Source organism: Rhizobium sp. NPDC092011, assembly GCF_044756305.1.
Taxonomy (GTDB): domain Bacteria; phylum Pseudomonadota; class Alphaproteobacteria; order Rhizobiales; family Rhizobiaceae; genus Rhizobium.
The window spans coordinates 90,067-114,926 of sequence record NZ_JBIVSO010000003.1; the positions used below are offsets into that span (position 1 = coordinate 90,067).

Genomic DNA, 24,860 nt, shown 5'->3' on the forward strand with positions numbered 1-24,860 from the left:
TTAAAATGAGCCGACGCCCCAAATCGGACGCAGGAGGAGGACGGCATGGCCGAGGCTATTTCATTTCTGGAGCCGCGCGCGGATGTTCTCGCCCGCCGCAGCACGATCGTAGCCGACCTTGCCGATCTTCTTGCGCCGGAATGTCTCATTCATGAGGCGCGCGAACTTGTTCCGTTCGAAACCGATGCTTTCGTGTCCTATCGGCGCGTGCCGCTTGCGGTGGCATTGCCGCGTTCGACCGCGGAAGTGGCGGCTGTCATGAAATATTGCCACCGCTACGGCATTCCCATTGTGCCGCGGGGCGCCGGCACCTCGCTTTCCGGCGGCGCAATACCGCAGGAAGATGCCGTTGTTCTCGGCCTCTCCAAGATGAACCGCATCCTCGATATCGACTATCCCAACCGCACGGCGACGGTGCAGGCGGGAGTTACGAACCTGAATGTTTCCGAAAACGTCTCGGCCGATGGCTTCTTCTATGCACCGGATCCAAGCTCGCAGCTGGCCTGCACCATCGGCGGCAATATCGGCATGAATTCCGGCGGGGCGCACTGTCTGAAATATGGCGTCACCACCAACAACCTGCTGGGTGTGAAGCTCGTCCTGACCGATGGCACGATCGTCGATCTTGGCGGCAAGGCGCTGGATGCGGCGGGATATGATCTGCTTGGCCTCGTCTGCGGCTCGGAAGGCCAGTTGGGGATCGTCACCGAAGCAACGGTGCGGCTGATCGCCAAGCCCGAAGGCGCCCGGCCGGTGCTCTTCGGTTTCGATACCTCGGAAGAAGCAGGCGCCTGTGTCGCCGATGTCATTGCGGCCGGCATCGTTCCGGTCGCGATCGAATTCATGGACAAGCCCGCCATCGAGATCTGCGAGGCCTTTGCAAAAGCGGGCTATCCGCTCGATGTTGGCGCGTTGCTGATCGTCGAAGTGGAAGGCTCGGAGGCGGAAATGGATGATATGCTTGCCAGTATCGTCACCATTGCCCGCACCCACGGCGTCAAGACGGTGCGGGAATGCCAGTCGGCAACGGAAGCGGCGTTGATCTGGAAGGGACGGAAATCCGCCTTCGGCGCCACCGGCCGCATCGCTGATTACATCTGCATGGATGGTACGGTGCCGCTCAGCCAGCTGTCTTACGTGTTGAAGAAGACGGCTGAGATCGTCGACGGTTACGGTCTGCGTGTCGCCAACGTCTTTCACGCAGGCGACGGCAATATGCATCCGCTGATCCTCTTCAACGCCAATGATCCCGAAGATGCCGCCAAGGCCGAGGCAGCCGGCAACGACATTCTGCGGCTTTGCGTCGACGCCGGCGGCTGTCTCACCGGCGAGCATGGGGTCGGCATCGAGAAGCGCGATCTGATGCGGCACCAATATGCCAAGGTCGATCTCGATCAGATGATGGCGGTACGATCAGCCTTCGATCCCGGCTGGATCCTCAATCCTTCCAAGGTATTTCCGCTCGACGGACGTAGCGCTGCATGAACGAGTTTCATCCAAGAACTGAAGAGGATGCGGCCTCTCTTATCAGCGATCATGCCGTACGTGGTGCGGCCCTTGCCGTTGTCGGCGGCAACACGCGATCCGGCTTCGGCAATAGGGTTGCCGCTGAGGCGGTGCTGTCTTCTCGAGGCCTCACCGGCATCGTGGCCTACAATCCGGGTGAGATGGTGATGACCGCGCGTGCGGGCACGCCGGTTGCCGAGATCGAAGCGGCACTGGCCGAAGGCGGCCAGATGATGACGTTCGAGCCCATGGATCATCGCGCGCTGATGGCGACGGAGGGCGAGCCGACGATTGGCGGGATTTTCGCGGCCAATATTTCCGGCCCGCGTCGCTTCGTCAGCGGCGCCGCACGCGACAGCCTGCTCGGCGTTCGCTTCGTCAATGGCAGGGGCGAAATCGTCAAGGCCGGCGGGCGCGTGATGAAGAACGTCACGGGCCTTGACCTCGTCAAGCTCATGGCCGGTTCGCATGGGACGCTGGGTCTGTTGACCGAGGTGACCTTCCGCGTGCCGCCAAGGCCGAAAACGGAGGAAACGATCGTCGTTTCCGGCCTCAACGACGCCGAAGCCGCCAGTGCCATGGCCGCCGCCATGGCCTTGCCATTTGAAGCCTCAGGAGCCGCCCATCTGCCGCTCACCGTCGGCTGGTGTTTTCTCGACGGAAAGCTGCCGAGAGGGGAGGCGACGGTATTGCGTGTCGAGGGGCTTGCCGGCTCGGTCTCCGTACGGGCCGAGAAGCTGACTGCCGCGATGGGCCGCTTTGGTTCGGCGACACGGCTTGCTGAGGAAGACAGCCGCAGGCTTTGGCTGGAGATCCGCGACGTCAAACCCTATTCGGATGGAACCATGCGGCCGGTTTGGCGCGTGTCGGTGGCGCCTGGTGCGGGCCATCAGCTCGTGGCCGCTCTTCGCCTCGAAGCAGGCGTCGACGCCTATTATGATTGGCAAGGCGGCCTCGTCTGGATGCGGATGGAGGCCGAGCCGGAAGGCGACCTGCTGCGCCGCTATATCCAGCTGTTGGGTGGCGGTCACGCGACCTTGCTGCGCGCCACGCCCGCGCATCGAGCGATGACACCAGGGTTCCAGCCGCTGCCGGAAGCCGTCGCACTGCTCTCGGCGCGGGTTAAGGAAAAGTTCGACCCGGCCGGGATTTTTAACCCCGGCAAGATGGCGTGACGGGGGATACTGTTCGATGCAAACCAATTTCACTCCCGAGCAGCTTGCCGATCCGCATGTGGCCGAATCCGAGGCGATCCTGCGCAAATGCGTGCATTGCGGCTTCTGCACCGCCACCTGTCCCACCTATGTGACGCTGGGCAACGAACTCGACAGCCCGCGCGGCCGCATCTATCTCATCAAGGATATGCTGGAAAACGGCAGGGCGGCCGATGCCGAGGTGACGACGCATATAGATCGCTGTCTTTCCTGTCTCGCCTGCACGACCACCTGTCCTTCCGGCGTCGATTACATGCATCTGATCGACCACGCCCGCGCCCATATCGAAAATACATACAAGCGGCCGTTGATGGACCGTATCACGCGCAACGTGCTGGCCGCCGTCCTGCCTTACCCCGGACGCTTCCGGCTGGCGCTGCAGCTTGCGCGCCTCGGTCGGCCATTCAAGGGAGTGTTCAGGCGTGTTGCGGCACTGAAGTCCTTTGCCGCGATGCTTGATCTTGCGCCTCTCAGCGTGCCGGCTCCGTCCCCCTTTGCCAGGCCTGGCCGGCATGAGCCGCAAGCGGAGCGGCGTGGTCGCGTAGCCATTCTGACCGGATGCGCCCAGCCGGTGCTCGATCCCGGCATCAACGAAGCGACCATCCGTCTGCTGACGCGCCTCGGTGTCGAGGTCGTGGCGCCGGAGGGCGAAGTCTGCTGCGGCTCGCTGGTCCATCATATGGGGCGGGAAGAGCAGGCGCTCGCCGCCGCCCGCGCCAATGTCGACGTTTGGACGCGTGAGATCGAAACGGGCGGCCTGGATGCGATCATCATCACCGCATCGGGTTGCGGCACGACGATCAAGGACTATGGCCATATGCTCCGTCTCGATCCGAACTATGCCGAAAAGGCAGCAAGGGTTTCGGCACTTGCCAAGGATATTACCGAGTATCTCGCGAGCCTCGATCTGCCCTCGCATATGCCGCGGGGCATCATCGTCGCCTATCATTCCGCCTGCTCCATGCAGCACGGCCAGAAAATCACCATGGCGCCGAAGCTTCTGCTCAAGTCCGCCGGCTTTACGGTGCGCGACCCGGCGGAAGGGCATCTTTGCTGTGGCTCGGCGGGCACCTACAACATCATGCAGCCGGAGATTTCGGCCGAGTTGAAGGCCCGCAAGGTCAGGAATATCGAGGCGACGAAAGCCGATGTCATCGCGACGGGGAATATCGGCTGCATCACGCAGATCGCCACAGGAACGGGTATCCCCATCCTGCATACGGTAGAGTTGCTGGACTGGGCCTATGGCGGCGAAATGCCGACCAAGCTGAAGGGATTGCAGCCGTCTGTCGTCTGAACGGCGTCCGGAAAAGCTGCTTTCGTTGCTCCGGCGAGCGCAATTCCAGGAAAAGTGCGAAGCGGTTTTCCGTCCGGGATTGCGTAAATACAAAAGGACAGAGAGCGTTTTCGCGTTTCGAACAAAGGCGGAAAGGCTTGAGCCGTGTCAGTTCAGCTCTTCTCCAGCCCCGGCGCGATGAGCCTGCCATTCGATCTCGAATTTGTCGGCGACGATGCGCGTCATGCTGATGCGCTCCTGGCCCTCCTCGAAGAAGAGGCCGTCGACCAGCCCTGCGATACCATCGTAGAACGAGCCTTCGACCAAGCTGGTTATGCGCCGCCGGTCGCGCCCCAGCAGGGCAAAATCGACAACAGCCATGCATTGCCGTCTGCCGTCGGCGAACACGTCGATAAGTCGCGGGACATCGCCCGAGGCATCGACCTCGTAATAGACGATGACAGGTTCCTCGCTCGCGGGGTGAATCCAGTCACACCGATAATAGGAAAGGCTCATGGGCTATTAAGTATCACATAATCCCCCAAGCCAGAAATGGTCCGGGGGATCGATCAAGCCTCGAGCGATATGATTTTAGAAGTTGAACGAGACGCCGAAGTTGATGGCGTGGGTGAAGACGCGGGTCTTCAGCGTATCGCCGCTGTCGATGGAGACGTCGTTTATGAAGTTGTAGTTGCCCTTGTATTCGACGAAGGTCGACCAGTGCTGGGCGAACTGATAGCTGACGCCAGCCTGGGCCTGCAGCGATGCGCCGCCAAACTGATAGTTGAAGGTCGTGCCGGAGGCGCGGGTAACTTCGACATGTGGGACGTTGATACCGGCGCCGAGGCCGACATAGGGCGTCCAGTTGCGGCTTGAATCCTGAAAGCGATAGAGCGCGTTCAGCGTCAGCATGTTCAGGCCATCGGTAAATTCGAAATGCGACCAGCCGGGCGTGTTGCCGAGATCGCCATAGACCTTCGCATGGGTATAGTCGAGCGAGACACCCCAGTTCGGCTTGTCGAACTGATCGAGCCACCAGATTCCGCGGAAACCGAAATAGGGCGGCATCTTGAAGGATTTGCCCGACCAATTGGGGTCGAAATCCGCCCCGTCGGACGTCGTCACGTTGCTGCCGGTCGCACCCTGAAAGCCGCCATAGGCCGAGAACTGCATTTCCGCCGAAGCCGAGCCGGCGGCGAATAGAAATGCCGAAATCGCAACTGCGGTCATGGCCGGTTGCTTGATACGAAATGCACGATGCATGAAGAATCCCCGGATGGCGAAAGTGTTACTTATCCAAGCACGCTACAATTATGCTTCCATTACAGTCACTAGTGACTAGAGCCGCATAGGCAGAAGAACTGACATGAAACTGAATGTAAATGGGTCTTGCGGGTAGGGTAGCCCTATAGGCTTGCAGCTGTAGCGGCGGCGCAACAGTGTGTTTCTTGCAGGCGACAAGGGATGCGCGATATTCACATGGAAACGCCCCGGTGCCGACGATTGCCGAATCACCCGGGGCGCTCTTGACGGTGGAAGCTTGGAGGTCGCGTCGGATCAACAGGCCGATCAGCCGCCGAACATGGTTCTCAACACGTCAACGCCGCGATCCTGATAGCTGACTTCGCCTTGCTTGTTGCCGGGGCCGACGACGATGACCTTCGTGCCGATCGGAACACGATCGTAGAGATCCGTCACATCCTTGTTCATCATGCGGATGCAGCCGGAAGACATGTTCAGGCCGATGCTCCAGGGCTGATTGGTGCCATGGATGCGGAAGGCGGTGTCGTTGCCGTTGCGATAGAGGTACATGGCGCGCGCGCCGAGCGGGTTGTCCTCGCCGCCTTCCTGATAGGCCGGTAGCTTGTGGCCCTTCTTGGCCTCGCGGATGCGCATTTCCGGCGGCGGCGTCCAACCCGGCCATTCAGCCTTGCGGCCGACCTTGACCACGCCGGACCATCCGAAGCCTTCGCGCCCGACGCCGATGCCGTAGCGTCTCGCGCGGTTGTTGCCTTCGACGAGATAGAGGTACTTGTTGTTGGTGTCGATGATGATCGTGCCCGGCGCTTCGTTCGTCGACAGCCGAACCAGCCGCCGCTGGAACTGAGGCTTGACCTGGCCCTGAGGCTGCACGGCAACCCGGACTACATCGCTGCGGGTGGCAGGCGTGACGCCGGGAGCAGAAGCGGTGAAAGCTGCGGCATTCGAAGCCGCAAGAAGAAACGTCGCAACGACGCTTGCCGCAACGACGGATAGTCCTGTTTTCATATGTCATTCCCCTCACTGATTTCAGCAGGAAACTACCGGAAGCAACGGGGGGATCAAGATCAAAATGGCCGATGCAAAGAATCGCCCGACCAAGCAGGACTTTCTTCTATCAGTGCGCGAGGAATAGTCGCGCCAATATTATAGAGGGAAGCGGTATTGGCGTGGCGCATTTCCAGGCCTCTTTCGGCCAAGCTCGCCACGCCTTTCGTTCGTGCCCCCTTGATTACATGACCACGACGCGGGTGCCGACCTTCACGCGGTTGTAGAGGTCGGTGACATCTTCGTTGCGCAGGCGAATGCAGCCGGAGGAAACGGCGCTGCCGATCGTCCACGGCGCATTGGTGCCATGGATGCGATAGAGTGTGGAGCCGAGATACATGGCGCGCGCGCCGAGCGGGTTGGCTTCGCCGCCTTCCATACGAGCCGGCAGATAGTGCCCTTTTGCAGCCTCTCGTGCGACCATTTCGGACGGCGGCGTCCAATCCGGCCATTCCTGCTTGCGGGTGACGGTATGGGCGCCGGCCCACTCGAAGCCGGGCTTTCCGACGCCGACGCCGTAGCGGCGTGCCTTGCCGCCTTCCATGACGAGATAGAGGAAGCGATTATTGGTATCGATGACGATGCTGCCCGGCTTTTCCTTCGTCTGGTAGTCGACGATCTGCGGCAGGAATTGCGGGTCGATCTGGCCGCGGATTGCCGGATATTGCGGACGGGCCATGGCGACCTGCTGTACGACCGGGCGCGAGAACAGGCCACGGGGCTGCACGACCTGGCGAACCTGCGGATTGCCCTGCTGTTCCATGCGGGGATCGGCGGCGCGGCGCGCGCCCGGACGAACGGGGTAGACGACCGGCTGCACGTTGCCGCCGCCAAGCTGCGTCACCCAGGGAGCGGTCAGGTCGGGGCTGACGATAACGGGCGGGCGCGACTGATAGCGATCATTTGCAAGGGCGGAAGAGGCGAGCAGGCTCAGAGCGCCGGCAGCGCACAGAACGGCATGTTTCATCATCGGACAAACTCTCTACACATGGGCCGAGGATGGGCGCGAAAGCACCCGGTCGAAGCCATGGTGCCACTTGCGCGCGAGCGAATGGTAAACATCTGTTCATCAAAATGCCGAGAAGCCGATAAAGCTTTATCAGGGTTACCGGCTGGTTTGGAAATATGGTTTGCAAGTGGTAAATCTGGAATCGGAATGCGCGATCGTTGAAATGCGCTATGATTTTAAGCGTTTGATTGATCTGGTTTTATCCGATACTGGCATACCGGTTTCCGGTAGCGCACGCTGAAATAGGGGACGAATCGCGAAAATGGCCGAAACGGGCATCATCACCGGCGAAGACGGCAAGGACCGTTGCTTCTGGCACGGCAACCTGCCGGAATATCAGCGATATCACGATGAGGAATGGGGACGCCCCGTTGTCAACGACATCAGGCTCTTCGAAAAGATCTGCCTGGAAGGCTTCCAGTCCGGTCTCTCCTGGCTGACGATCCTGCGCAAGCGAGAGAATTTCCGCGCCGCTTTCGCAGGCTTCGATTTCGACAAGGTTGCGAAATTCGATGATGCCGATATCGAGCGCTGCGTCACAGATGCCGGCATCATCCGCCACCGCGGCAAGATCGTCTCCACCATCAACAATGCCAATCGCGCCATTGAGCTGCGTTCGGAATTCGGATCGCTGGCGCGCTATTTCTGGAGCCATGAGCCGGGTGCCGTCGAGCGTCCCGAAGTCTTCGACCTTGCGCATCTTCGCGCCAATCCGACGACGCCTGCCTCCGTTCGAATTTCGAAGGATTTGAAGAAGCGCGGCTGGACCTTCGTCGGCCCGACCACCGTCTATGCCTTCATGCAAGCGATGGGCCTCGTCAATGATCACATTGAAGGCTGCTATTGCCGGAAAGAGGTCGAGGCGATGCGCTGCGAATTGGTGCGGCCATGAGGGGCGCATTTCTCGGCATGTCCCTGGCGGTGCTCGCATTCTTCGGCGGTACTGCCGCCCGGGCTCAAAGCGACACTCAACAACAGCTGCCGCAGCTCGATCGCGGTGAGAAGATCGAAAAGCTCGGCTTTCCGGCCGTGCTGGAAAAGTTGACGGGCTGGACGAAGTTCGGCAAGGGCAAGGTCTACACGCTACCGCTGAAGAAAGGCCAGCACGTGCGGGTCACCTTCAGCTCGAAGAGCAAATATACCTTCATGGCAATCTTCGACCTATCCTCGAATGATGACGAGTCCTTCTTCGGCACGGATGAGGATGGAAACACCGCCGACGTGACCGTCAATCAGGACACGACCTGGTTGATCAAACCATACTATTCGCGTGTCACCCGTCGTCGTGGTCTCGGCGCACCCTATGAAATCCTGATCGATCCCAATCCGCCGGCCGCGCAGCAGACGCCCGCAGACCAGCAGAAGGATCAGGGACCGATGCTGTTCCCGCCACGCTCCAAGCAGGGACAGTAAGCCGCTTCAGAGAAAGCCCGTCCCGACTTGCCGTTCGGATTTGTTTATGGCAGCGGCTCGGAAGCTCAGGACAGCCCCTGAATGATCTCGGGCAGTTCCCCTAGATGGCCGATCTTGCGAAAGCGCGGTGCTTCCGTTGGCTCCTCGACATGTTCGAAGGCCCAGGTGAGTTCGTGTGGCACGAAGACGCCGTAGCTGCCGGCTGCAAGCGCAGGCACGATGTCCGATTTCAGCGAGTTGCCGATCATCATCGCCCGCTCCGGGCCGTCGCCGACCTTGGAAAAGATGCGGCGATAGGTCGAGGCGTTCTTGTCGGAGACGATTTCAATCGCATCGAAGAGCTCGCCGAGCCCGGATTGGGCAAGCTTGCGCTCCTGGTCGAACAGGTCGCCCTTGGTAATCAAGACAAGCAGATAGCTGCCCGACAAGGCCTCCAGCGTTTGGCGCACATGCGGCAGCGTCTCGACGGGATGCGCGAGAAGGTCGCGGCCGATATCGAGGATCCGCGCGATGACGGAGGCCGGCACATCGCCTTCAGTAATCTCGATGGCCGTTTCGATCATCGACAGCGTGAAACCTTTGATGCCGAACCCATAGTGCCGCAGATTGCGTTTTTCCGCTTCGAGCAGCCGCGCCGAGATATGGCCGCTATCGGCATGATCGGCCAGCAGGTCGGTGAACTGCACTTCCGTCAGCCGATAGAACTGTTCGTTCTGCCAGAGCGTGTCGTCGGCATCGAAGCCGATCGTGGTCAGTGGACGTTGCGTCATGGTACTTGCGTTCCGCATAAGGGTGAGGGCTGGAGTCTATCCTCCGTTGGCGGGGAAGCAAGAGTAAGTGGCGGTAACCGCATCGTGATCGTGCGCAGGTCTCGCGTTGAAATCGGATTTCGGTGCATTATGTCGTTGTTGTCTCGATCGCCGCGGAGCCAGAGCCGTGCATCGACGACCGTCTTCTGACCTCTCCAGGGCAGCACCATAAGGGCTGCTGCAATGCCGAGGCCAAATCATAGCCAAGAGAATAAGAGTCCACCGGCCGGAAGCATCTTCCGGCTGACCACAAGGGAATTTTCTCCTATGCGTTACAATCAACTCGGCAATACCGGCCTGTTCGTCTCCGAACTTTGCTTGGGCACGATGACCTTCGGCGAAGCCAATCCCAACAGCAGCTGGGGTTCGATCGCCGATGTCGACCAGGGACTGGCCGACAAGATCGTCGAAAACTCGCTCGCCGCCGGCATCAACTTCATCGACACGGCCGACGTCTATTCGTTCGGCAATTCGGAAAAACTGCTCGGGCAGGCACTGAAGAACCTCAATGTTCCCCGCAAGGACGTCGTCATCGCCACCAAGGTCTATGGCGTCATGGGCGACAAGCCGAACGATCGCGGTGCCTCGCGCGGCCATATCATGGATTCCGTGCAGGCCAGCCTCGACCGTTTGCAGACCGATCACATCGACCTCTATCAGATCCACGCCACGGATTCGGTCACTCCCATCGACGAGACGCTCCGCGCGTTGGATGATCTCGTATCCCGCGGTCTGGTTCGCTATGTCGGCGTGTCCAACTGGCAGGCCTGGCGCATCGCCAAGGCGCTCGGCATTTCGGAGCGCCGCGGCTTCGCCCGTTTTGAAACCGTGCAGGCCTATTACTCCATCGCCGGCCGCGATCTGGAGCGCGAGATTGTGCCGCTGATGGCGGAGGAAAAGCTGGGGCTGATGGTCTGGTCGCCGCTCGCCGGAGGCTTGCTCTCGGGCAAATACGGTCCGGGTGCTCCGGGCAATGGCGAGGGGCGCCGCGCGAATTTCGACTTTCCGCCTGTCGACAAGGACCGAGCCTGGGCCTGCGTCGCCGCCATGCGCGAAGTGGCGGATAAGCACGGTTCCAGCGTCGCCACGGTGGCGCTTGCCTGGATCCTGGCGAAGCCCTTCGTCACCAGCATTATCATCGGCGCCAAGCGTCTCGACCAGCTCGATCAGAATCTCGCTGCCGTCAAGCTGAAGCTCGACGCCGACGATATGACAAAGCTCGACGCAGTCAGTGCGCTTGCGCCCGAATATCCAGCCTGGATGCTCGCCCGTCAGGGCGCGCTGCGCGTGCCGCAGCCCTTCGAGCCGAAGGCCTGATGTCATGAAGAAACCGGGCCGCCATTTTTCGTGGCGGCCCGGTGGCGATTACAGCTCGATGACGATCTTGCCGAATGGGCCACGATCGAGATGGTCGAAGGCTGCCGGAACTTCGCCAAGCGCATAGCGATGGTCGATGACCGGCTTCAGGCCAATGCTGTCGACTGCATACACGAAGTCTTCCAGCGCGCGTCGGTGGCCGACGCCGATGCCCTGCACGACAGGAGATTTCAACAGCAGCGGTGCTACCGGCCCGGTGATATCAAACCCCTCGAGAACACCGATGACGGAAATCCGGCCATGCGGCGCCACCGCCTTCAGCGATTGCGCGAAGTTCGGGCCGCCGGCAATTTCGATGATGTGATCGATGCCCTGATCGTCGGTGAGGCGATAGACCTCTTCCACCCAATCGCTCGTGTTGCGGTCGATGCCGTGATGGGCTCCAAGCGCCTTTGCCCGTGCGAGCTTTTCAGGCCCTGATGAGGTTACGAAGACCTCGGCCCCTTGCGCGGCGGCGATCTGCAGGCCGAACAGCGCCACGCCGCCCGTTCCCTGCGCCAGGACACGATCGCCGGGCTTGATCTTGCCGCGCTCCACCAGGGCAAACCATGCCGTCAGGCCTGCACAGGGCAAGGTGCTCGCCTCGGCATGATCGAGGCTCTTTGGCGCCGATACGAGCCAGTCCTGCGACACGGATATATATTCGGAGAGCACGCCGGCATAAAAGCCGCCAAGCGTCTTGTAGGGAGGATTGCGGGCATCGCCGAGCGGCTTGCCGTCGATCCAGCCTGGATGGAAGGTCGAAATGACCCGGTCGCCGGCTGAGAATCTCGTGACATCGTCTCCAACCGCCTCGACCACCCCCGACATGTCGGAGGCGGGTACGAAGGGAAACTGGATCGGCAGGCCCATGCCGGTCTCGCGAACGAGCTTGTCGCGATAGTTCAGCGAAACGGCCTTCACCCGCACGAGCACTTCGCCGCGCGCAGGCTTGGGGACAGCCGTTTCCGTGAGATTCAAGGGCGCGCCGACGGCAATCGTGTCGAGGGTCCAGCGCTTCATGGTCTGCGTCATCACGTTCTCCTGAGAGGAATTGAAAGCAATGACGTGACTATATCGTTGCTTGTTAGTCGCCAGTGGCGATATTATTTCCGCTTACTGGTTCCTCATAGGAAGCAATCATCATGAACGACATGCTCAACGGCATTCCGGAATTTGTGGAGGCGGTCGAAGCCGGTGGCTTTTCGGCGGCAGCGACACGCATGAATTTGTCGCGCTCGGCGATCGGCAAGACCATTGCAAGGCTCGAAAGGCGCTTGAACACGCGGCTGTTTCATCGCACCACCCGCATGCAGAGCCTGACCGATGAAGGCCAGGCCTTCTACGAGCGCTGCCGCCGGGCGATGGACGAGATACAGTCGGGTGAGGCCATGCTGGAATCAGGCAGGCGCGAGGTCACGGGGCGCGTGCGCATTTCCATGCCGGTGCTTTTCGGTCGCCGCTGCCTTGCGCCATTGCTGCTTGAGCTTGCTCGCATGCATCCCAAGCTGGAACTCGATCTTTCTTTCAGCGATCGCGTGGTCGATCTTTTCGATGAGGGATTTGACCTTGCCATCCGCAACGGCGTTCTGCGCGATGAAGCCGGCCTTGCTGCCCGCAAGATCGCCTTTCATGGCATGACGCTCTGCGCATCGCCGGACTATCTTGCCGCAAGAGGTATGCCGCAGTCGGTTGCCGATCTCGGGGATCATGACCTGGCCGTCTACGCCAGAGCCGGGGAGACGAAGAAATGGACCCTTCTTCAGAGTGACGGCACGGCCATCGACTACTTTCCGCAGACACGGCTGCGTCTCGATGATTTGGAGGTGATTGCGGATGCGGCTGCGTCGGGGATGGGGATCACGTGGCTACCCTGCTGGCTTGTACGGGACTACGTGCATTCCGGGAGGCTGGCGCAGGTTCTGCCTGTCACGAGCCGGCCGGTCAACATCTACGCTGTCTGGCCACAGGTGCCGCAGCTGCCGCTGAAGATGCGCGCGATCATCGATCTGCTCGCTGCACGGCTGCCCGCCGTCATGGATTAGAGCATTTCCAGGAAAAGTGCGCAGCGGTTTTCCGTTCGGAATGCGAGAGAAAACAAGAAGCTAGAGCGCTTCCGCGATTCTAAGAAAAGCGGAAGCGCTCTAGGGGGCAAGAAGGCGGCGGCACGTGTCCGCCGCCTCCCGTCTTCGATGAGTTACTTGCCGTGCTTCTTCAGCCAGGCTTTCATTTCCTTGATCTCGGCTTCCTGCGCGGTGACGACCGTTTCCGCCAGCTTGCGCAGCTCGGGATCCTTTCCGTATTTCAGCTCGATCTTCGCCATGTCGATCGCGCCCTGATGATGCGGGATCATGCCGCGGACGAAATCCGCATCGGCATCGCCGCTATAGGTGATCATCATGTCCTTGTGCATCTTGCCCATCGCGTCGTTATAGGCCTTGCTGGATGCGCCCTGGTCGCCCATCGGCTTGCTCATATCCATGCCCGACATATCGTCGGCGAAGACAGTGAGGCTGAGCGCGAAGGCAAACGCACCGGCGAGGATAAGAGTTCTTGAGATAGACATAGGTGTTCTTTCCGTTTCTGGACGGTGTCTGAATGTGAGCGGAAAGCCGCTCCTGCGATAAAACAGAGGATCGTCAGACGAAACGGGGAGGCGGCGCCATCGGCTCCGGGCGGGAACCGACCAGCCGCCGGCCAAGCGGCGGTACCGGATAGGAGAACACATGCTTGCCGCCTTGAGCCGCAAGGGCTGGCGTCAGGGCAAGACAGGCGGCACAGGACGCCACATGCGCCATGCCGCCCGCGCAAGGGTTTTCCGGCTTCTTCTCTTGATGCTGCATCATGTCGCCATGGCCCGTCATGCCAGACATGTCGGCCATTCCGCCATGCATGCTCATGGTCGACGCGACGGGCATGGCCGTGACGGAATCGCAAACAGGACAGTTCGCCAGCGCCGGCATGGCACCATAGAACAGCCAGGCAATTACCATCGTCAGGATCGCAAAGAACCGCATGCCCATGAACCTAGCCGCGGTCGCCGCGAAGGCAAGCGCAAATTGCATCGTCCAAACATTGAAAGCGGATCAAGGCAGCAGTTTGACTTCTCTCAGGATTTCGACGGGCGGAAAGCTTATGCAGTCGACCACGTCGAAGGTGAGCGTAAATCGAGCTGAAGTCGACGTCGCCCATGCCAGCGCCTGGTCAGCCGCGCTTGCGGGAATTTTCATCGCAATGGTGCAATGCGGCTGCCAACGATCCGGGCGGGAATGCTCGTGGCAAAGGGCGGGATCGATCTCCTCATGAATGGCGGCATGTATTTTCCTCAAGGCCCGGTCATCGGCAGGGCGCGCCCAAAGCACCAGCATCTCGTTCGGAAAATGGCCGATACCGGAGAATTCGATCGACACGGGCGGCATGCTGCCGAAGATTTTCTGAACGGCTGCAACAAGCGACGACATCTCGATGTCCTGATAAACGGCAAGCGTCAGATGCGACGGATAGTTCAGCGCCTCCATCGACGGGGTGGTTTCGAACCGGCTTGCCTCGCGCCAGAGATCCAAAACCGGGGCGGCGCTGTCATTGGCGCATTTCAGGACGATCGCATGTGGCATGGTATCTATGTCGCCTTCTCTGGTTTTTTGCCAGTTTGTACGGCGCTAACATATAACAATCCTTGCCGCATTCAGCCCAATCCGCTAGTTAACCGCCACTGTTCCCGTACCGGATTACCTTAGATATGAGCGACAAACAGAAGAAACCGCAGAAGCTCAAGGCCCGCCTGCCGCGTGGCTTTGTCGATCGTTCGGCCAGCGACATTCGCGCCGTCAACGAGATGACCTCCAAGATCCGGGCGGTTTATGAGCATTATGGCTTCGATCCCGTTGAAACACCGCTGTTTGAATATACCGATGCGCTCGGCAAGTTCCTGCCAGACAGCGACCGGCCGAACGAAGGCGTGTTCTCGCTCCAGGATGACGATGAGCAGTGGATGTCGCTGCGCTACGACCTGACGGCGCCTCTCGCCCGTCATGTCGCCGAGAATTTCAACGAGATCCAGCTTCCCTACCGTACCTATCGCGCCGGCTATGTCTTCCGCAACGAGAAGCCGGGCCCGGGTCGCTTCCGTCAGTTCATGCAGTTCGATGCCGATACTGTCGGCGCGCCGGGCGTGCAGGCGGATGCCGAGATGTGCATGATGATGGCAGATACGCTGGAAGCGCTCGGCATCAAGCGCGGCGACTACGTGATCCGCGTCAACAACCGCAAGGTTCTCGACGGCGTGCTGGAAGCGATCGGTCTCGGCGGCGACGACAAGGCCGGCCAGCGCCTGAACGTACTGCGCGCCATCGATAAGCTCGATAAATTCGGCCCCGAAGGCGTGGCGCTGCTTCTCGGCCCCGGCCGCAGGGACGAGTCCGGCGACTTCACCAAGGGTGCCGGCCTCAATGCCGATCAGATCGAGAAGGTGCTCTTCTTCGTCGGCATCAAGGACTATGCCGAAAGCGCTGTTCAGCTTGCCGAGCTTGTTGCCGGCACGTCCAACGGCGTCGAGGGCGTCGACGAGCTGAATTTCATCGGCAGCCTCGTCACCAGCGCCGGCTATCAGTCCGATCGCATCAAGATCGATCCATCCGTCGTTCGCGGCCTCGAATATTACACCGGTCCGGTCTACGAAGCCGAACTGCTGTTCGACGTCACCAACGAGAAGGGCGAAAAGGTCGTTTTCGGTTCGGTCGGCGGCGGCGGCCGTTATGACGGACTTGTCTCGCGCTTCATGGGGCAGCCGGTTCCGGCGACAGGCTTCTCCATCGGTGTTTCTCGCTTGATGACCGCGCTGAAGAACCTCGGCAAGCTTGGCACCGAAGAAGTGATCGAGCCTGTGCTTGTCACGGTCATGGATGGCGATGTCGATGCCATGGGACGCTATCAGCGCTTCACGCAGCAGCTGCGTGCCGCCGGCATCCGCGCCGAGATGTTCCAGGGCAACTGGAAGAAGTTCGGCAACCAGCTGAAATATGCCGATCGTCGCGGCTGCCCGATCGCCATCATCCAGGGTGGGGACGAGCGCGCTCAAGGCGTCGTCCAGATCAAGGATCTGATCGAAGGTAAGCGCCTCTCCGGCGAGATCGAGGACAATGCCAGCTGGCGCGAGGCTCGCGTGGCACAGGAAACCGTGCCGGAAGCCGAGCTTATCGCCAAGGTGCAGGAAATATTGGCGGCGCACGCGGAAGACAGGAAGAGGGCGGGCTGATGCCCCTGATCAACCTCCCGGATTTTGCCGGCGATCTGCTGGATGAATTCACCGTTCGCGGGACGGAGCGGGTGGATACGCCGATCATCCAGCCGGCCGAGCCCTTTCTAGACATGGCGGGCGAAGATCTTCGCCGGCGCATCTTCATGACAGAGAGCGAAACCGGCGTCAGCCTTTGCCTGCGCCCGGAGTTCACCATTCCGGTCTGCCTGCGCCATATCGAAACCGCGACCGGCACGCCTAAGCGGTATTCCTACCTCGGAGAGATCTTTCGCCAGCGCCGCGAAGGCGGCCATGAGTTCTATCAGGCCGGCATCGAGGATCTGGGTGACGGCGATACGGCCAGCGCCGATGCCCGTGCCATTGGCGATGCCATCGGCATTCTAAGCCGTCTGGTTCCCGGCAAGCCGCTCTCGGTAACGCTTGGCGATCAGGCTGTGTTCGAGGCCGTGGTGCAGGCGCTCGGCCTGCCCACGGGCTGGCAGAAGCGTCTGATTCATGCCTTCGGCAACATGATGCAGCTCGAAACGCTGCTGGCGCGTCTGGCAAGTCCGCAGCCTGTTACCGGGCTCGATGCGCATGTGCTCGATTTCCTTAATCGCGGCGACGAGCAGGGGCTGGTCAAGCATATCGATGCCACCATGCAGGCGACCGGCTATTCTACCAATGCCAGCCGCTCGCCGCTGGAAATCGCTCGCCGGCTTCGCGAGAAGCTGGTGTTGTCGGAAACCCGGCTCGACGATGCCGCATTCCTCGTCCTGGAAGAGTTCCTGTCCCTGAGCGTGCCGCTGGCGGACGCCTCTGCCGCACTGGCAGGCTTTGCCGATGCAGCAGGCCTGAAGCTGGGCAAGGCGTTGGAAAGCTTCGATGCCCGCGTCGCTGCATTGGCCAAGACCGGCGTCGATGCCGCGAAGATAGACTACCGCGCCGCCTTCGGCCGCCCCCTCGACTACTATACCGGCCTCGTCTTCGAAGTGACGGTGCAGGGATCGAGCGCGGTGCTGGCTGGTGGTGGCCGTTTCGATCGGCTGATGACCCTTCTCGGCGCCAGGGATCATATTCCGGCGGTCGGCTTCGCGCTTTGGCTCGATCGCATCGAAACCGCGAGGGCAGCCTGATGACCATTACCATTGCGCTTCCCTCCAAGGGCCGCATGAAGGACGATTGCTCGGCTGTTTTCGAGCGCGCCGGCATGCCCATCGTCGCCGTCGGCAACGACCGCTCCTATCGCGGCCGGGTCGATGGCTGGGATGGTGTTGAAATCGCCTTCTTGTCTGCTTCGGAAATCTCCCGTGAGATTGGCAATGGCAGCGTCGATTTCGGGATTACCGGTGAGGATCTCGTTCGTGAGGGTATGGCGGAAGCCGATCGCCGCGTCGAGTTCTGTGCGAGGCTTGGTTTCGGTCACGCCGATGTCGTGGTCGCGGTGCCGGAGATCTGGCTCGATGTCGATACCATGGCCGATCTCGGCGATGTTGCCGCCGATTTCCGTACTCGTCACGGCCACAGGCTGACGGTCGCGACGAAATACTGGCGGCTGACGCAGCAGTTCTTTTCGAGCCAGCATGGCATCCAGCTTTACCGCATCGTCGAAAGCCTCGGCGCAACGGAGGGTGCGCCGGCCGCTGGCTCTGCCGATATCATCGTCGACATTACTTCGACCGGCTCGACCCTGCGGGCCAATCACCTGAAGATCCTGTCCGATGGCATCATCCTGCGCTCGGAAGCCTGCCTCGTTCGCGCCCGCAAGGAAAGCCACGAGGGCGATCCGATGGTTCAGCGCATCATCGCGGCCGTACGCAGCGCGCTCTAGTTTCCCCATTTCCTGTTCACGCAAAAAAGCCCGCCTGGATATTCCAGGCGGGCTTTTGTGTCTTGGGAAGTATGCGGCAATCAGGCGGCTGCGTAGGCACCGCGGCGGGCATCGACCGAGTAGACGCCGGCGCCATTGGTGGCGAGCATGATGTAGGCGCCTGCCAGCGTGATGTTCTTCAGGAAGTTCACGAAGTTCAGGCCGTTGATCCAGCCGTTGGCGGCAGCCGGGAAATCCGGAACGTTGACCGTGCCCAGATGGAAGACGATGCCGGTGAAAACGCAGAATGCGGCGAGCAGCCAGCCGACGATGCGGATCTGGAAGCCGATCAGTACGCATACGCCGGTGACGAATTCAAAAGCGCCGGCGAGGTAGGTGAGAAGGGTTGCGTAGGGCATTCCGGCGCCGGCGATCATGCCGGCCGTGCCTGCCGGATCGGTCAGCTTGCCGAAGCCGGCGAAGATGAACATGAAGGCGAGCAGGATGCGCGCCACGAGAATGATGACGTTGTTGGTATTGGACATGACAGTCTCCGGTAAAAGCGTTTCAGTTCGATGGCGACAATTTCGGGCCACAGATATCCGTGATTTTTTGGAGGCTGGAAAGATAAACAACTGCGGACAATTAGTTCACAATCATTGAACAATGGCTGCTCGCAGCCCCTTTCCATACGCGCGGTATCGGCTATGTTGGCGTCGATTCATCGCTAAATCATAGTCTTAAGGAGCAAGATCTCATGGCTGATCTCTCGTCATTTCCAATTACGAAGCGCTGGCCCGCCAGCAATCCGGATATTATTCAGCTCTACTCGTTACCGACGCCGAACGGCGTCAAGGTTTCCATCGCCCTCGAGGAACTGGAGCTGCCCTACGAGCCGCATCTGATTTCCTTTGGCACCAATGACCAGAAGTCGCCGGAGTTCCTGTCGCTCAATCCGAACGGCCGAATCCCGGCGATCATTGATCCCAATGGCCCGGACGGCAAGCCGATCGGCCTTTTCGAATCCGGCGCTATCCTGGTCTATCTCGCTGAAAAGACCGGCAAGCTCATTCCGGGCGATGCCGCCGCGCGCTATGAGATGCTGGAATGGGTCTTTTTCCAGATGGCCGGCGTCGGCCCGATGTTCGGCCAGTTCGGTCACTTCTTCAAATTCGCCGCCGACAAGGTCGCCAACAACTCCTATCCCGTCGAGCGCTATCGTGACGAGGCAAAACGACTCCTCGGCGTTCTCGAAGCTCGCCTGCAGGGACGTGAATGGATCATGGGCGATGAATATACCATCGCCGATATCACGACATTTCCATGGGTGCGCGGCGTCGACGTTTTCTATGGCGGCCGCGAGGTGCTCGAACTTGAAAGCTTCCCCGCAGTCATGGCCTGGCTGGAGCGCGCGCTTGCGCGTCCCGCAAGCCAGCGCGGCCTGAACGTTCCGAAACGCGATTGATGATATCTGGCGCTGGGGCGGGTGCCCTTGCGCTCAAACTTATTGCCGGGTTGCCAATTGGCTGCCCGGCTCCAGCTTGAAGCGCGGAAACAGAAAGATGCCGACCATGCTGCCGGCATGATGTTCGTCTGCGGCAATGGACTCGCCAACGCAGAAGATCGGCTGGCGGTGACCGTTGGTGCCGAGGGCCGTGGTGGAATAGCAAAAGGAAGATGTAGCGGTTGCGGCCTGTTCGAAAAGATCGAGGATGCGAACGCGATCCTGCCCGTCATAGCAATGCATCAGGCTCAGGAGGCCGCATTCCGAGGAGCTCAGCCCGTGCAGCATGGTGCTCCATTGCCCGAGCTTGATGAGGCCGCTCGACAGGTCACCCGTCCAGCCTTCGGAAACGCAGAACTGCGCGAGGAGATTGGGATCTTGGCTGTCAAACGCCAGCGAACCGGGCGCGAACGGCGCGGCAAAATTTGCTTTGGCAATTTTGAACAAGCTGATCCCCACCACTTGGGCGCATAGGCCCCTGCGCACTTCGTTTGAATTTCCATATGCGGCCGGATGGACGGTCTGACCGCCTGCTGCATCCGCTATGAAGAAAACAGAGCCGCACCCCCGCTATTGTCGTCTTTCAACAATGTTTCCGGATGGCGAACCGACCTGCGAAGTCGTTTTCAAGTAATAAATTTGGACGAATCCAACCTCGAAGGTCATGGCCAAGCCAAGTCTCGGGTTAATCCTGTCCAAAATCAGTAAAATTTTCGTGCATCGCAGCTTACTCTCCAAAATCGCTGCGCCGCGAGTTATAGGGGCTTTTTCTAGAACGGCAATGGGCAGGTTGCATAAAATTGCATTGCCGGAGGGGCTCCCGGGCTTGGGAGCGTGTCGCTTTGACACAGCAAAAAGGGCGGCCCGAGAGCCGCCCTTCGTCAATTCCGGATGTCGGATTGAACAGTCGCAATAAGGCTAAGACCTTATCACATCATGTCCATGCCGCCACTTCAGGCCGCTTGGCGGCCTGAAGCACTAAAAGTGCATGGGCGAAGCTTTATGAACATTCCTGTGATTAGGCCGTTGGCCTTATCACATCATGTCCATGCCGCCCATGCCGCCCATGCCGCCCGGCATGCCAGCAGGGGCATCCTTCTTCGGCAGCTCAGCGATCATGGCTTCGGTGGTGATCAGCAGCGAAGCAACCGAAGCTGCGTCCTGCAGAGCCGTGCGAACGACCTTGACCGGGTCGACGATGCCCATGGCGATCATGTCGCCGTAGACGCCCGTCTGAGCGTTGTAGCCGAAGTTGTCTTCGTTCTTGTCGAGGATCTTGCCGACAACGATGGAGGCTTCATCACCAGCGTTTTCAGCGATCTGGCGGCAAGGAGCCTGCAGAGCGCGGCGAACGATGTTGACGCCGGCCTCCTGATCGTCGTTTTCACCCTTTACGGTGATCTTGACGGAGGAGCGCAGCAGAGCCGTGCCGCCGCCCGGTACGATGCCTTCCTGAACAGCAGCGCGCGTCGCGTTGAGAGCGTCGTCGATGCGGTCCTTCTTTTCCTTGACTTCAACTTCCGTCGAGCCGCCAACGCGGATAACGGCAACGCCGCCAGCGAGCTTGGCAAGACGTTCCTGCAGCTTTTCGCGGTCGTAGTCAGAGGTGGTTTCTTCGATCTGAGCCTTGATCTGGGCAACGCGGCCTTCGATGTCGGACTTGGCGCCAGCGCCGTCGACGATCGTGGTGTTTTCCTTGGAGATCGAAACCTTCTTGGAACGGCCGAGCATGTCGAGCGTAACCGACTCGAGCTTGATGCCGAGGTCTTCGGAGATGACAGTGCCGCCCGTCAGGATGGCGATGTCTTCCAGCATGGCCTTGCGGCGGTCGCCGAAGCCAGGAGCCTTGACGGCAGCGATCTTCAGGCCACCGCGCAGCTTGTTGACGACGAGCGTAGCAAGAGCTTCGCCTTCGACGTCTTCAGCGATGATGAGGAGCGGCTTGCCGGTCTGAACGACAGCTTCGAGAACCGGAAGCATTGCCTGCAGGTTCGAGAGCTTCTTCTCGTGGAGCAGGATGAACGCGTCTTCGAGATCGGCGACCATCTTTTCCGGGTTGGTGACGAAGTAGGGGCTGAGGTAGCCACGGTCGAACTGCATGCCTTCGACGACTTCGAGTTCGGTTTCGGCGGTCTTGGCTTCTTCAACCGTGATGACGCCTTCATTGCCGACCTTCTGCATGGCTTCAGCAATATCGAGACCGATCTGCTTTTCGCCGTTTGCGGAGATCGTGCCGACCTGTGCGACTTCTTCCGAAGTGTTGATCTTCTTGGCCTTGGCCTGGAGATCCTTGACGACTTCAGCAACAGCGAGGTCGATGCCGCGCTTCAGGTCCATCGGGTTCATGCCGGCTGCAACAGCCTTGGCGCCTTCGCGAACGATGGCCTGGGCGAGAACGGTTGCAGTGGTCGTGCCGTCGCCGGCGATGTCGTTGGTCTTCGAAGCAACTTCGCGGACCATCTGGGCGCCCATGTTTTCGAACTTGTCTTCGAGTTCGATTTCCTTGGCGACGGTGACGCCGTCCTTGGTGATGCGCGGAGCGCCGAAGGACTTGTCGATAACGACGTTACGACCCTTCGGGCCGAGCGTTACCTTCACTGCGTCAGCGAGGATATCAACGCCACGAAGCATCTTTTCGCGGGCGCTGCGGCCGAATTTTACTTCTTTAGCTGCCATGTCTAAAAACTCCTGAATTCGCATTGAACGGGTTTATGGCCCGTCAGCTGTATCGGAAAAGGGGAAACCGGCTGGATTAGCCGATGATGCCCATGATGTCGGCTTCCTTCATGATGAGAAGGTCTTCGCCATCAAGCTTGACTTCGGTGCCCGACCACTTGCCGAACAGGATGCGGTCGCCGGCCTTGACGTCGAGCGGGATGACCTTGCCGGATTCATCACGAACGCCAGAGCCTACAGCGACGATTTCGCCTTCCTGCGGCTTTTCCTTGGCGGTATCGGGAATGATGATACCACCCTTGGTCTTTGCTTCGGACTCAACGCGACGAACAACGACGCGGTCATGAAGGGGGCGGAAATTGGTTGCCATTGTCTAATCCCTCGATCAAATGACTTCACGGATCAGCGGGGGATCCGTATGGGCTTTGTTAGCACTCAGCATCGGCGAGTGCTAGCGACCGTGATTTAGGTGTGGCTACCGGGCGAGTCAAGAACAACACTGTGAAATTTTTACGGCGCTGTCTGGCTTGTTTCGAGGATGATTAACGCCCATGGCGGTCCTGCGTAGCATGCCGTTGCAAGCGATACCCCAATCCAATCTGGTTCGGAAGGGTGGGTTAGTGTCTTCTCTCGGCTTTGAAGCCGATGCCTCCCGCTGATCATATGCGCACGCGCCGACGCTGCCAACGCTTGGCCTCCCGGCCTTGTGCGCCGCAAAAACCTTGCATGCCGCTCTTGTAATTTGCCGGCCGGTTTGCGATGTCAGCCCGTGATTTATGTAATGCGAGGACGGCATGGGCAAACGGATCGAAAGCTTTCGCGAGATTGGCGGACTTTATGATGTTGCGCTCTGCGATGTCTGGGGCGTGCTTCACAATGGTGTTTCAGCCTATAAGGAAGCCTCGGTCGCGCTGGAGGCGGCTCGCAAGCAAGGGCTGACCGTCGTCCTCATCACCAATTCTCCGCGCGTGGCCCCGAGGGTGGTCGAGCAGTTGCGGGCGATCGGGGTGCCCGACAGCGTCTACGACCGCATCATTACCTCGGGCGACGTCACCCGCAAGCTCATTGCCGAAGGCCCGCAGAAAGTGTTTCTGCTCGGACCGGAGCGCGACACCGGCATCCTTGAAGGGCTTGATGTAGAGCGCGTCGACGCCGACAAGGCCGAAAGCATCGTCTGCACCGGCTTCTTCGATGACGAGACGGAAACGCCCGACGATTACACGGATATGCTGACGGCCTGGTCCACCCGCAACGTGCCGCTGATCTGCGCCAACCCCGATCTGGTCGTCGAGCGCGGCCACCGCATGATCCCCTGCGCCGGCGCCATGGCCGCCTATTATGAGCGCCTCGGCGGCCAGACGCGCATCGCCGGCAAGCCGCACCAGCCGATCTACGATGCGGCGATTGCGGCAGCCCGCGAGGTCAAGAGCGAATTCCCGATGTCGCGCGTGGTTGCCATCGGCGACGGCATGCCGACCGACGTGCGCGGCGCGCTCGATTACGGTCTCGATCTTCTTTATATCAGCCATGGCATCCACGCTCGCGAATATATGGTCGACGGGCATACGGATGAGGCTGCTCTCGGCGCTTTTCTGGCACGCGAGCAGGCTTCGCCGAAGTGGTGGATGCCGCGCCTAGTCTGACCGGAGTGGTAGCCGATGACCGTTTTCCACCGCAACGAGACGCGCGAGCCGCTTCCTGAAGCCCTCAAGGGCGGGGTCGTGGCCATCGGCAATTTCGACGGCGTGCATCGCGGTCATCAGTCGGTGCTCGATCGCGCGCTGGAGATTGCCAGGGAGCGCGGCGTTCCGGCTCTCGTTCTGACGTTCGAGCCGCATCCGCGCACCGTGTTTCGCCCGGATCATCCCGTATTCCGCCTGACGCCGGCGCCGCTCAAGGCGCGCTTGCTGGAAGCACTCGGCTTCAATGCCGTCATCGAATATCCATTCGACCGTGGTTTTTCGCAACGATCGGCCGATGAGTTCGTCCATTCGATCCTGATCGATTGGCTCCACGCTTCAGAAGTCGTCACCGGCTTCGATTTCCATTTTGGCCATGATCGCCAGGGTGGTCCGGCCTTCCTGATGAACGCCGGCAGTCGCAACGGTTTCGGCGTGACGCTCATCGACGCTTTCCGCGACGAAAATGCCGAGGTTGTCTCCTCGAGTCGCATCCGCACGTTGCTCGCTGGCGGAGAGGTGGCTGAGGTCGCCGGAATGCTCGGTTATCGCTATACCGTCGAAGCGCCGGTCATCGGCGGCGAGAAGCTCGGCCGCACGCTCGGCTTTCCGACGGCAAACATGCAGCTTCCCCCGGAAGTCTCGCTGAAAGCCGGTATTTATGCGGTAAGATTCCGTGCGGAGGACGGCGTCATCCGCGATGCCGTCGCCAGTTACGGCCGCCGCCCGACGGTGACGGACAATGGCGCGCCGTTGCTCGAAACCTTCGTCTTCGATTTCAGCGGCGATCTCTACGGCCAGATCTGTTCGGTTTCCTTCTTCGGCTATCTCCGCCCGGAGCTGAAATTCGACGGTCTCGAGCCGCTCGTCGCGCAGATCCGCAAGGACGAAGAGGAAGCAAGGGCACTCCTCGCCGGCGTCCAGCCGCTCAGCGATACCGATCGTTGCATCGCCTTCTCCTGACCTAGCCGTAAAGACTGCGCGCAAGGATTGCGGCAGTGCGGTATCTTTTTGCCTTGAGCGGGTGGGAAGATGCTGCAATGCTCATATTGCAGGGCGCGAGTC

The 24,860-nt window shown here is 60.3% G+C and carries 26 protein-coding genes; 13 read left to right on the plus strand and 13 right to left on the minus strand.

Annotated features, from left to right (window positions below):
• The first annotated feature begins 45 nt into the window (after window positions 1-45).
• Genes ACIQJ2_RS15650 through glcF form a run of 3 tightly spaced genes read left to right on the plus strand, consistent with a single transcriptional unit; the run spans window position 46 to window position 4,017 of the window.
• Entirely contained in the window at window positions 46-1,485 is a 1,440-nt protein-coding gene (locus ACIQJ2_RS15650; protein ID WP_400667668.1) for an FAD-linked oxidase C-terminal domain-containing protein, read from the plus strand.
• On the plus strand, window positions 1,482-2,681 hold the full coding sequence (locus tag ACIQJ2_RS15655) for an FAD-binding protein (RefSeq protein WP_400667666.1): 1,200 nt from the start codon (window positions 1,482-1,484) through the stop codon (window positions 2,679-2,681). Before ACIQJ2_RS15650 ends, ACIQJ2_RS15655 begins: the two co-directional genes overlap by 4 nt.
• Window positions 2,682-2,697: 16 nt before the next feature.
• Entirely contained in the window at window positions 2,698-4,017 is a 1,320-nt protein-coding gene (gene glcF, locus ACIQJ2_RS15660; RefSeq protein ID WP_400667664.1) for a glycolate oxidase subunit GlcF, read from the plus strand.
• Between the two features lie 147 nt (window positions 4,018-4,164).
• Here glcF and ACIQJ2_RS15665 read toward each other — a convergent pair whose 3' ends face one another.
• The 4 genes from ACIQJ2_RS15665 to ACIQJ2_RS15680 all read right to left on the minus strand — a co-directional run bounded on the left by ACIQJ2_RS15665 (window position 4,165) and on the right by ACIQJ2_RS15680 (window position 7,273).
• Window positions 4,165-4,512, minus strand: a complete 348-nt coding sequence (locus ACIQJ2_RS15665; RefSeq protein WP_400667662.1) for a DUF6881 domain-containing protein — start codon at window positions 4,510-4,512, stop codon at window positions 4,165-4,167.
• A 75-nt stretch (window positions 4,513-4,587) separates the two neighbouring features.
• On the minus strand, window positions 4,588-5,259 hold the full coding sequence (locus tag ACIQJ2_RS15670) for an outer membrane beta-barrel protein (RefSeq protein WP_199149222.1): 672 nt from the start codon (window positions 5,257-5,259) through the stop codon (window positions 4,588-4,590).
• Between the two features lie 306 nt (window positions 5,260-5,565).
• The gene (locus tag ACIQJ2_RS15675; RefSeq protein WP_400667660.1) at window positions 5,566-6,264 is read right to left on the minus strand and encodes a L,D-transpeptidase family protein; all 699 of its coding nucleotides are present in this window, start codon (window positions 6,262-6,264) and stop codon (window positions 5,566-5,568) included.
• Window positions 6,265-6,487: 223 nt separating this feature from the next.
• Window positions 6,488-7,273, minus strand: a complete 786-nt coding sequence (locus tag ACIQJ2_RS15680) for a L,D-transpeptidase (RefSeq protein WP_400667658.1) — start codon at window positions 7,271-7,273, stop codon at window positions 6,488-6,490.
• A 301-nt stretch (window positions 7,274-7,574) separates the two neighbouring features.
• Between ACIQJ2_RS15680 and ACIQJ2_RS15685 the strand changes: the two genes are divergently transcribed.
• On the plus strand, window positions 7,575-8,204 hold the full coding sequence (locus tag ACIQJ2_RS15685; protein ID WP_400667656.1) for a DNA-3-methyladenine glycosylase I: 630 nt from the start codon (window positions 7,575-7,577) through the stop codon (window positions 8,202-8,204).
• Entirely contained in the window at window positions 8,201-8,725 is a 525-nt protein-coding gene (locus ACIQJ2_RS15690; protein ID WP_199149226.1) for a hypothetical protein, read from the plus strand. Before ACIQJ2_RS15685 ends, ACIQJ2_RS15690 begins: the two co-directional genes overlap by 4 nt.
• A 65-nt stretch (window positions 8,726-8,790) precedes the next feature.
• On the opposite strand, the gene ACIQJ2_RS15695 is transcribed toward ACIQJ2_RS15690, so the two are convergent.
• The gene (locus ACIQJ2_RS15695; protein WP_199149227.1) at window positions 8,791-9,495 is read right to left on the minus strand and encodes an HAD family hydrolase; all 705 of its coding nucleotides are present in this window, start codon (window positions 9,493-9,495) and stop codon (window positions 8,791-8,793) included.
• Between the two features lie 306 nt (window positions 9,496-9,801).
• Between ACIQJ2_RS15695 and ACIQJ2_RS15700 the strand changes: the two genes are divergently transcribed.
• Window positions 9,802-10,851: an aldo/keto reductase gene (locus ACIQJ2_RS15700; protein WP_400667653.1), complete on the plus strand. Its 1,050-nt coding sequence runs from the start codon at window positions 9,802-9,804 to the stop codon at window positions 10,849-10,851.
• A 48-nt stretch (window positions 10,852-10,899) separates the two neighbouring features.
• Here ACIQJ2_RS15700 and ACIQJ2_RS15705 read toward each other — a convergent pair whose 3' ends face one another.
• Window positions 10,900-11,925, minus strand: a complete 1,026-nt coding sequence (locus ACIQJ2_RS15705) for an NAD(P)-dependent alcohol dehydrogenase (RefSeq protein WP_400667651.1) — start codon at window positions 11,923-11,925, stop codon at window positions 10,900-10,902.
• Between the two features lie 110 nt (window positions 11,926-12,035).
• Here ACIQJ2_RS15705 and ACIQJ2_RS15710 point away from each other — a divergent pair, with 110 nt between their 5' ends.
• On the plus strand, window positions 12,036-12,935 hold the full coding sequence (locus tag ACIQJ2_RS15710) for a LysR family transcriptional regulator (RefSeq protein ID WP_199149230.1): 900 nt from the start codon (window positions 12,036-12,038) through the stop codon (window positions 12,933-12,935).
• A gap of 152 nt (window positions 12,936-13,087) precedes the next feature.
• On the opposite strand, the gene ACIQJ2_RS15715 is transcribed toward ACIQJ2_RS15710, so the two are convergent.
• The 3 genes from ACIQJ2_RS15715 to ACIQJ2_RS15725 all read right to left on the minus strand — a co-directional run bounded on the left by ACIQJ2_RS15715 (window position 13,088) and on the right by ACIQJ2_RS15725 (window position 14,504).
• The gene (locus ACIQJ2_RS15715) at window positions 13,088-13,456 is read right to left on the minus strand and encodes a DUF305 domain-containing protein (protein WP_400667649.1); all 369 of its coding nucleotides are present in this window, start codon (window positions 13,454-13,456) and stop codon (window positions 13,088-13,090) included.
• 73 nt (window positions 13,457-13,529) lie between these two features.
• Entirely contained in the window at window positions 13,530-13,955 is a 426-nt protein-coding gene (locus ACIQJ2_RS15720) for a hypothetical protein (RefSeq protein ID WP_400667647.1), read from the minus strand.
• Between the two features lie 21 nt (window positions 13,956-13,976).
• Window positions 13,977-14,504: a 2'-5' RNA ligase family protein gene (locus ACIQJ2_RS15725; RefSeq protein WP_400667645.1), complete on the minus strand. Its 528-nt coding sequence runs from the start codon at window positions 14,502-14,504 to the stop codon at window positions 13,977-13,979.
• Window positions 14,505-14,629: 125 nt separating this feature from the next.
• Between ACIQJ2_RS15725 and hisS the strand changes: the two genes are divergently transcribed.
• Genes hisS through hisG form a run of 3 tightly spaced genes read left to right on the plus strand, consistent with a single transcriptional unit; the run spans window position 14,630 to window position 17,957 of the window.
• A complete protein-coding gene (gene hisS / locus ACIQJ2_RS15730; protein ID WP_400667643.1) occupies window positions 14,630-16,144 on the plus strand; it encodes a histidine--tRNA ligase in 1,515 nt (504 codons plus the stop codon).
• The gene (locus ACIQJ2_RS15735; protein WP_400667641.1) at window positions 16,144-17,262 is read left to right on the plus strand and encodes an ATP phosphoribosyltransferase regulatory subunit; all 1,119 of its coding nucleotides are present in this window, start codon (window positions 16,144-16,146) and stop codon (window positions 17,260-17,262) included. Before hisS ends, ACIQJ2_RS15735 begins: the two co-directional genes overlap by 1 nt.
• Complete coding sequence (hisG, locus tag ACIQJ2_RS15740) at window positions 17,262-17,957, plus strand: ATP phosphoribosyltransferase (protein WP_400667639.1); 696 nt, start codon at window positions 17,262-17,264, stop codon at window positions 17,955-17,957. The genes ACIQJ2_RS15735 and hisG overlap by 1 nt, the downstream gene beginning before the upstream one ends.
• An 80-nt stretch (window positions 17,958-18,037) precedes the next feature.
• Here the strand turns inward: hisG and ACIQJ2_RS15745 are convergent, their stop codons facing one another.
• Window positions 18,038-18,481 (minus strand): DoxX family protein, encoded by a 444-nt coding sequence (locus ACIQJ2_RS15745; protein ID WP_199149236.1) that lies wholly within the window; start codon window positions 18,479-18,481, stop codon window positions 18,038-18,040.
• Between the two features lie 212 nt (window positions 18,482-18,693).
• Between ACIQJ2_RS15745 and ACIQJ2_RS15750 the strand changes: the two genes are divergently transcribed.
• Window positions 18,694-19,401, plus strand: a complete 708-nt coding sequence (locus ACIQJ2_RS15750) for a glutathione binding-like protein (protein WP_199149237.1) — start codon at window positions 18,694-18,696, stop codon at window positions 19,399-19,401.
• Between the two features lie 39 nt (window positions 19,402-19,440).
• Here the strand turns inward: ACIQJ2_RS15750 and ACIQJ2_RS15755 are convergent, their stop codons facing one another.
• From ACIQJ2_RS15755 to groES, 3 genes are all read right to left on the minus strand, one after another.
• Window positions 19,441-19,887 (minus strand): hypothetical protein, encoded by a 447-nt coding sequence (locus ACIQJ2_RS15755; protein ID WP_400667636.1) that lies wholly within the window; start codon window positions 19,885-19,887, stop codon window positions 19,441-19,443.
• 588 nt (window positions 19,888-20,475) lie between these two features.
• Entirely contained in the window at window positions 20,476-22,116 is a 1,641-nt protein-coding gene (groL, locus tag ACIQJ2_RS15760) for a chaperonin GroEL (protein ID WP_199088024.1), read from the minus strand.
• A gap of 76 nt (window positions 22,117-22,192) precedes the next feature.
• Complete coding sequence (groES, locus tag ACIQJ2_RS15765; RefSeq protein WP_034488329.1) at window positions 22,193-22,486, minus strand: co-chaperone GroES; 294 nt, start codon at window positions 22,484-22,486, stop codon at window positions 22,193-22,195.
• A 424-nt stretch (window positions 22,487-22,910) separates the two neighbouring features.
• On the opposite strand from groES, the gene ACIQJ2_RS15770 reads away from it, so the two are divergent.
• Together ACIQJ2_RS15770 and ACIQJ2_RS15775 are read left to right on the plus strand one after the other, a co-directional pair.
• Window positions 22,911-23,759 carry a TIGR01459 family HAD-type hydrolase gene (locus ACIQJ2_RS15770; protein ID WP_400667633.1) on the plus strand — a complete coding sequence of 283 codons (849 nt, stop codon included), beginning with the start codon at window positions 22,911-22,913 and terminating at the stop codon, window positions 23,757-23,759.
• Window positions 23,760-23,774: 15 nt separating this feature from the next.
• Window positions 23,775-24,758 (plus strand): bifunctional riboflavin kinase/FAD synthetase, encoded by a 984-nt coding sequence (locus tag ACIQJ2_RS15775; RefSeq protein ID WP_400667632.1) that lies wholly within the window; start codon window positions 23,775-23,777, stop codon window positions 24,756-24,758.
• Window positions 24,759-24,860: the final 102 nt, after the last annotated feature.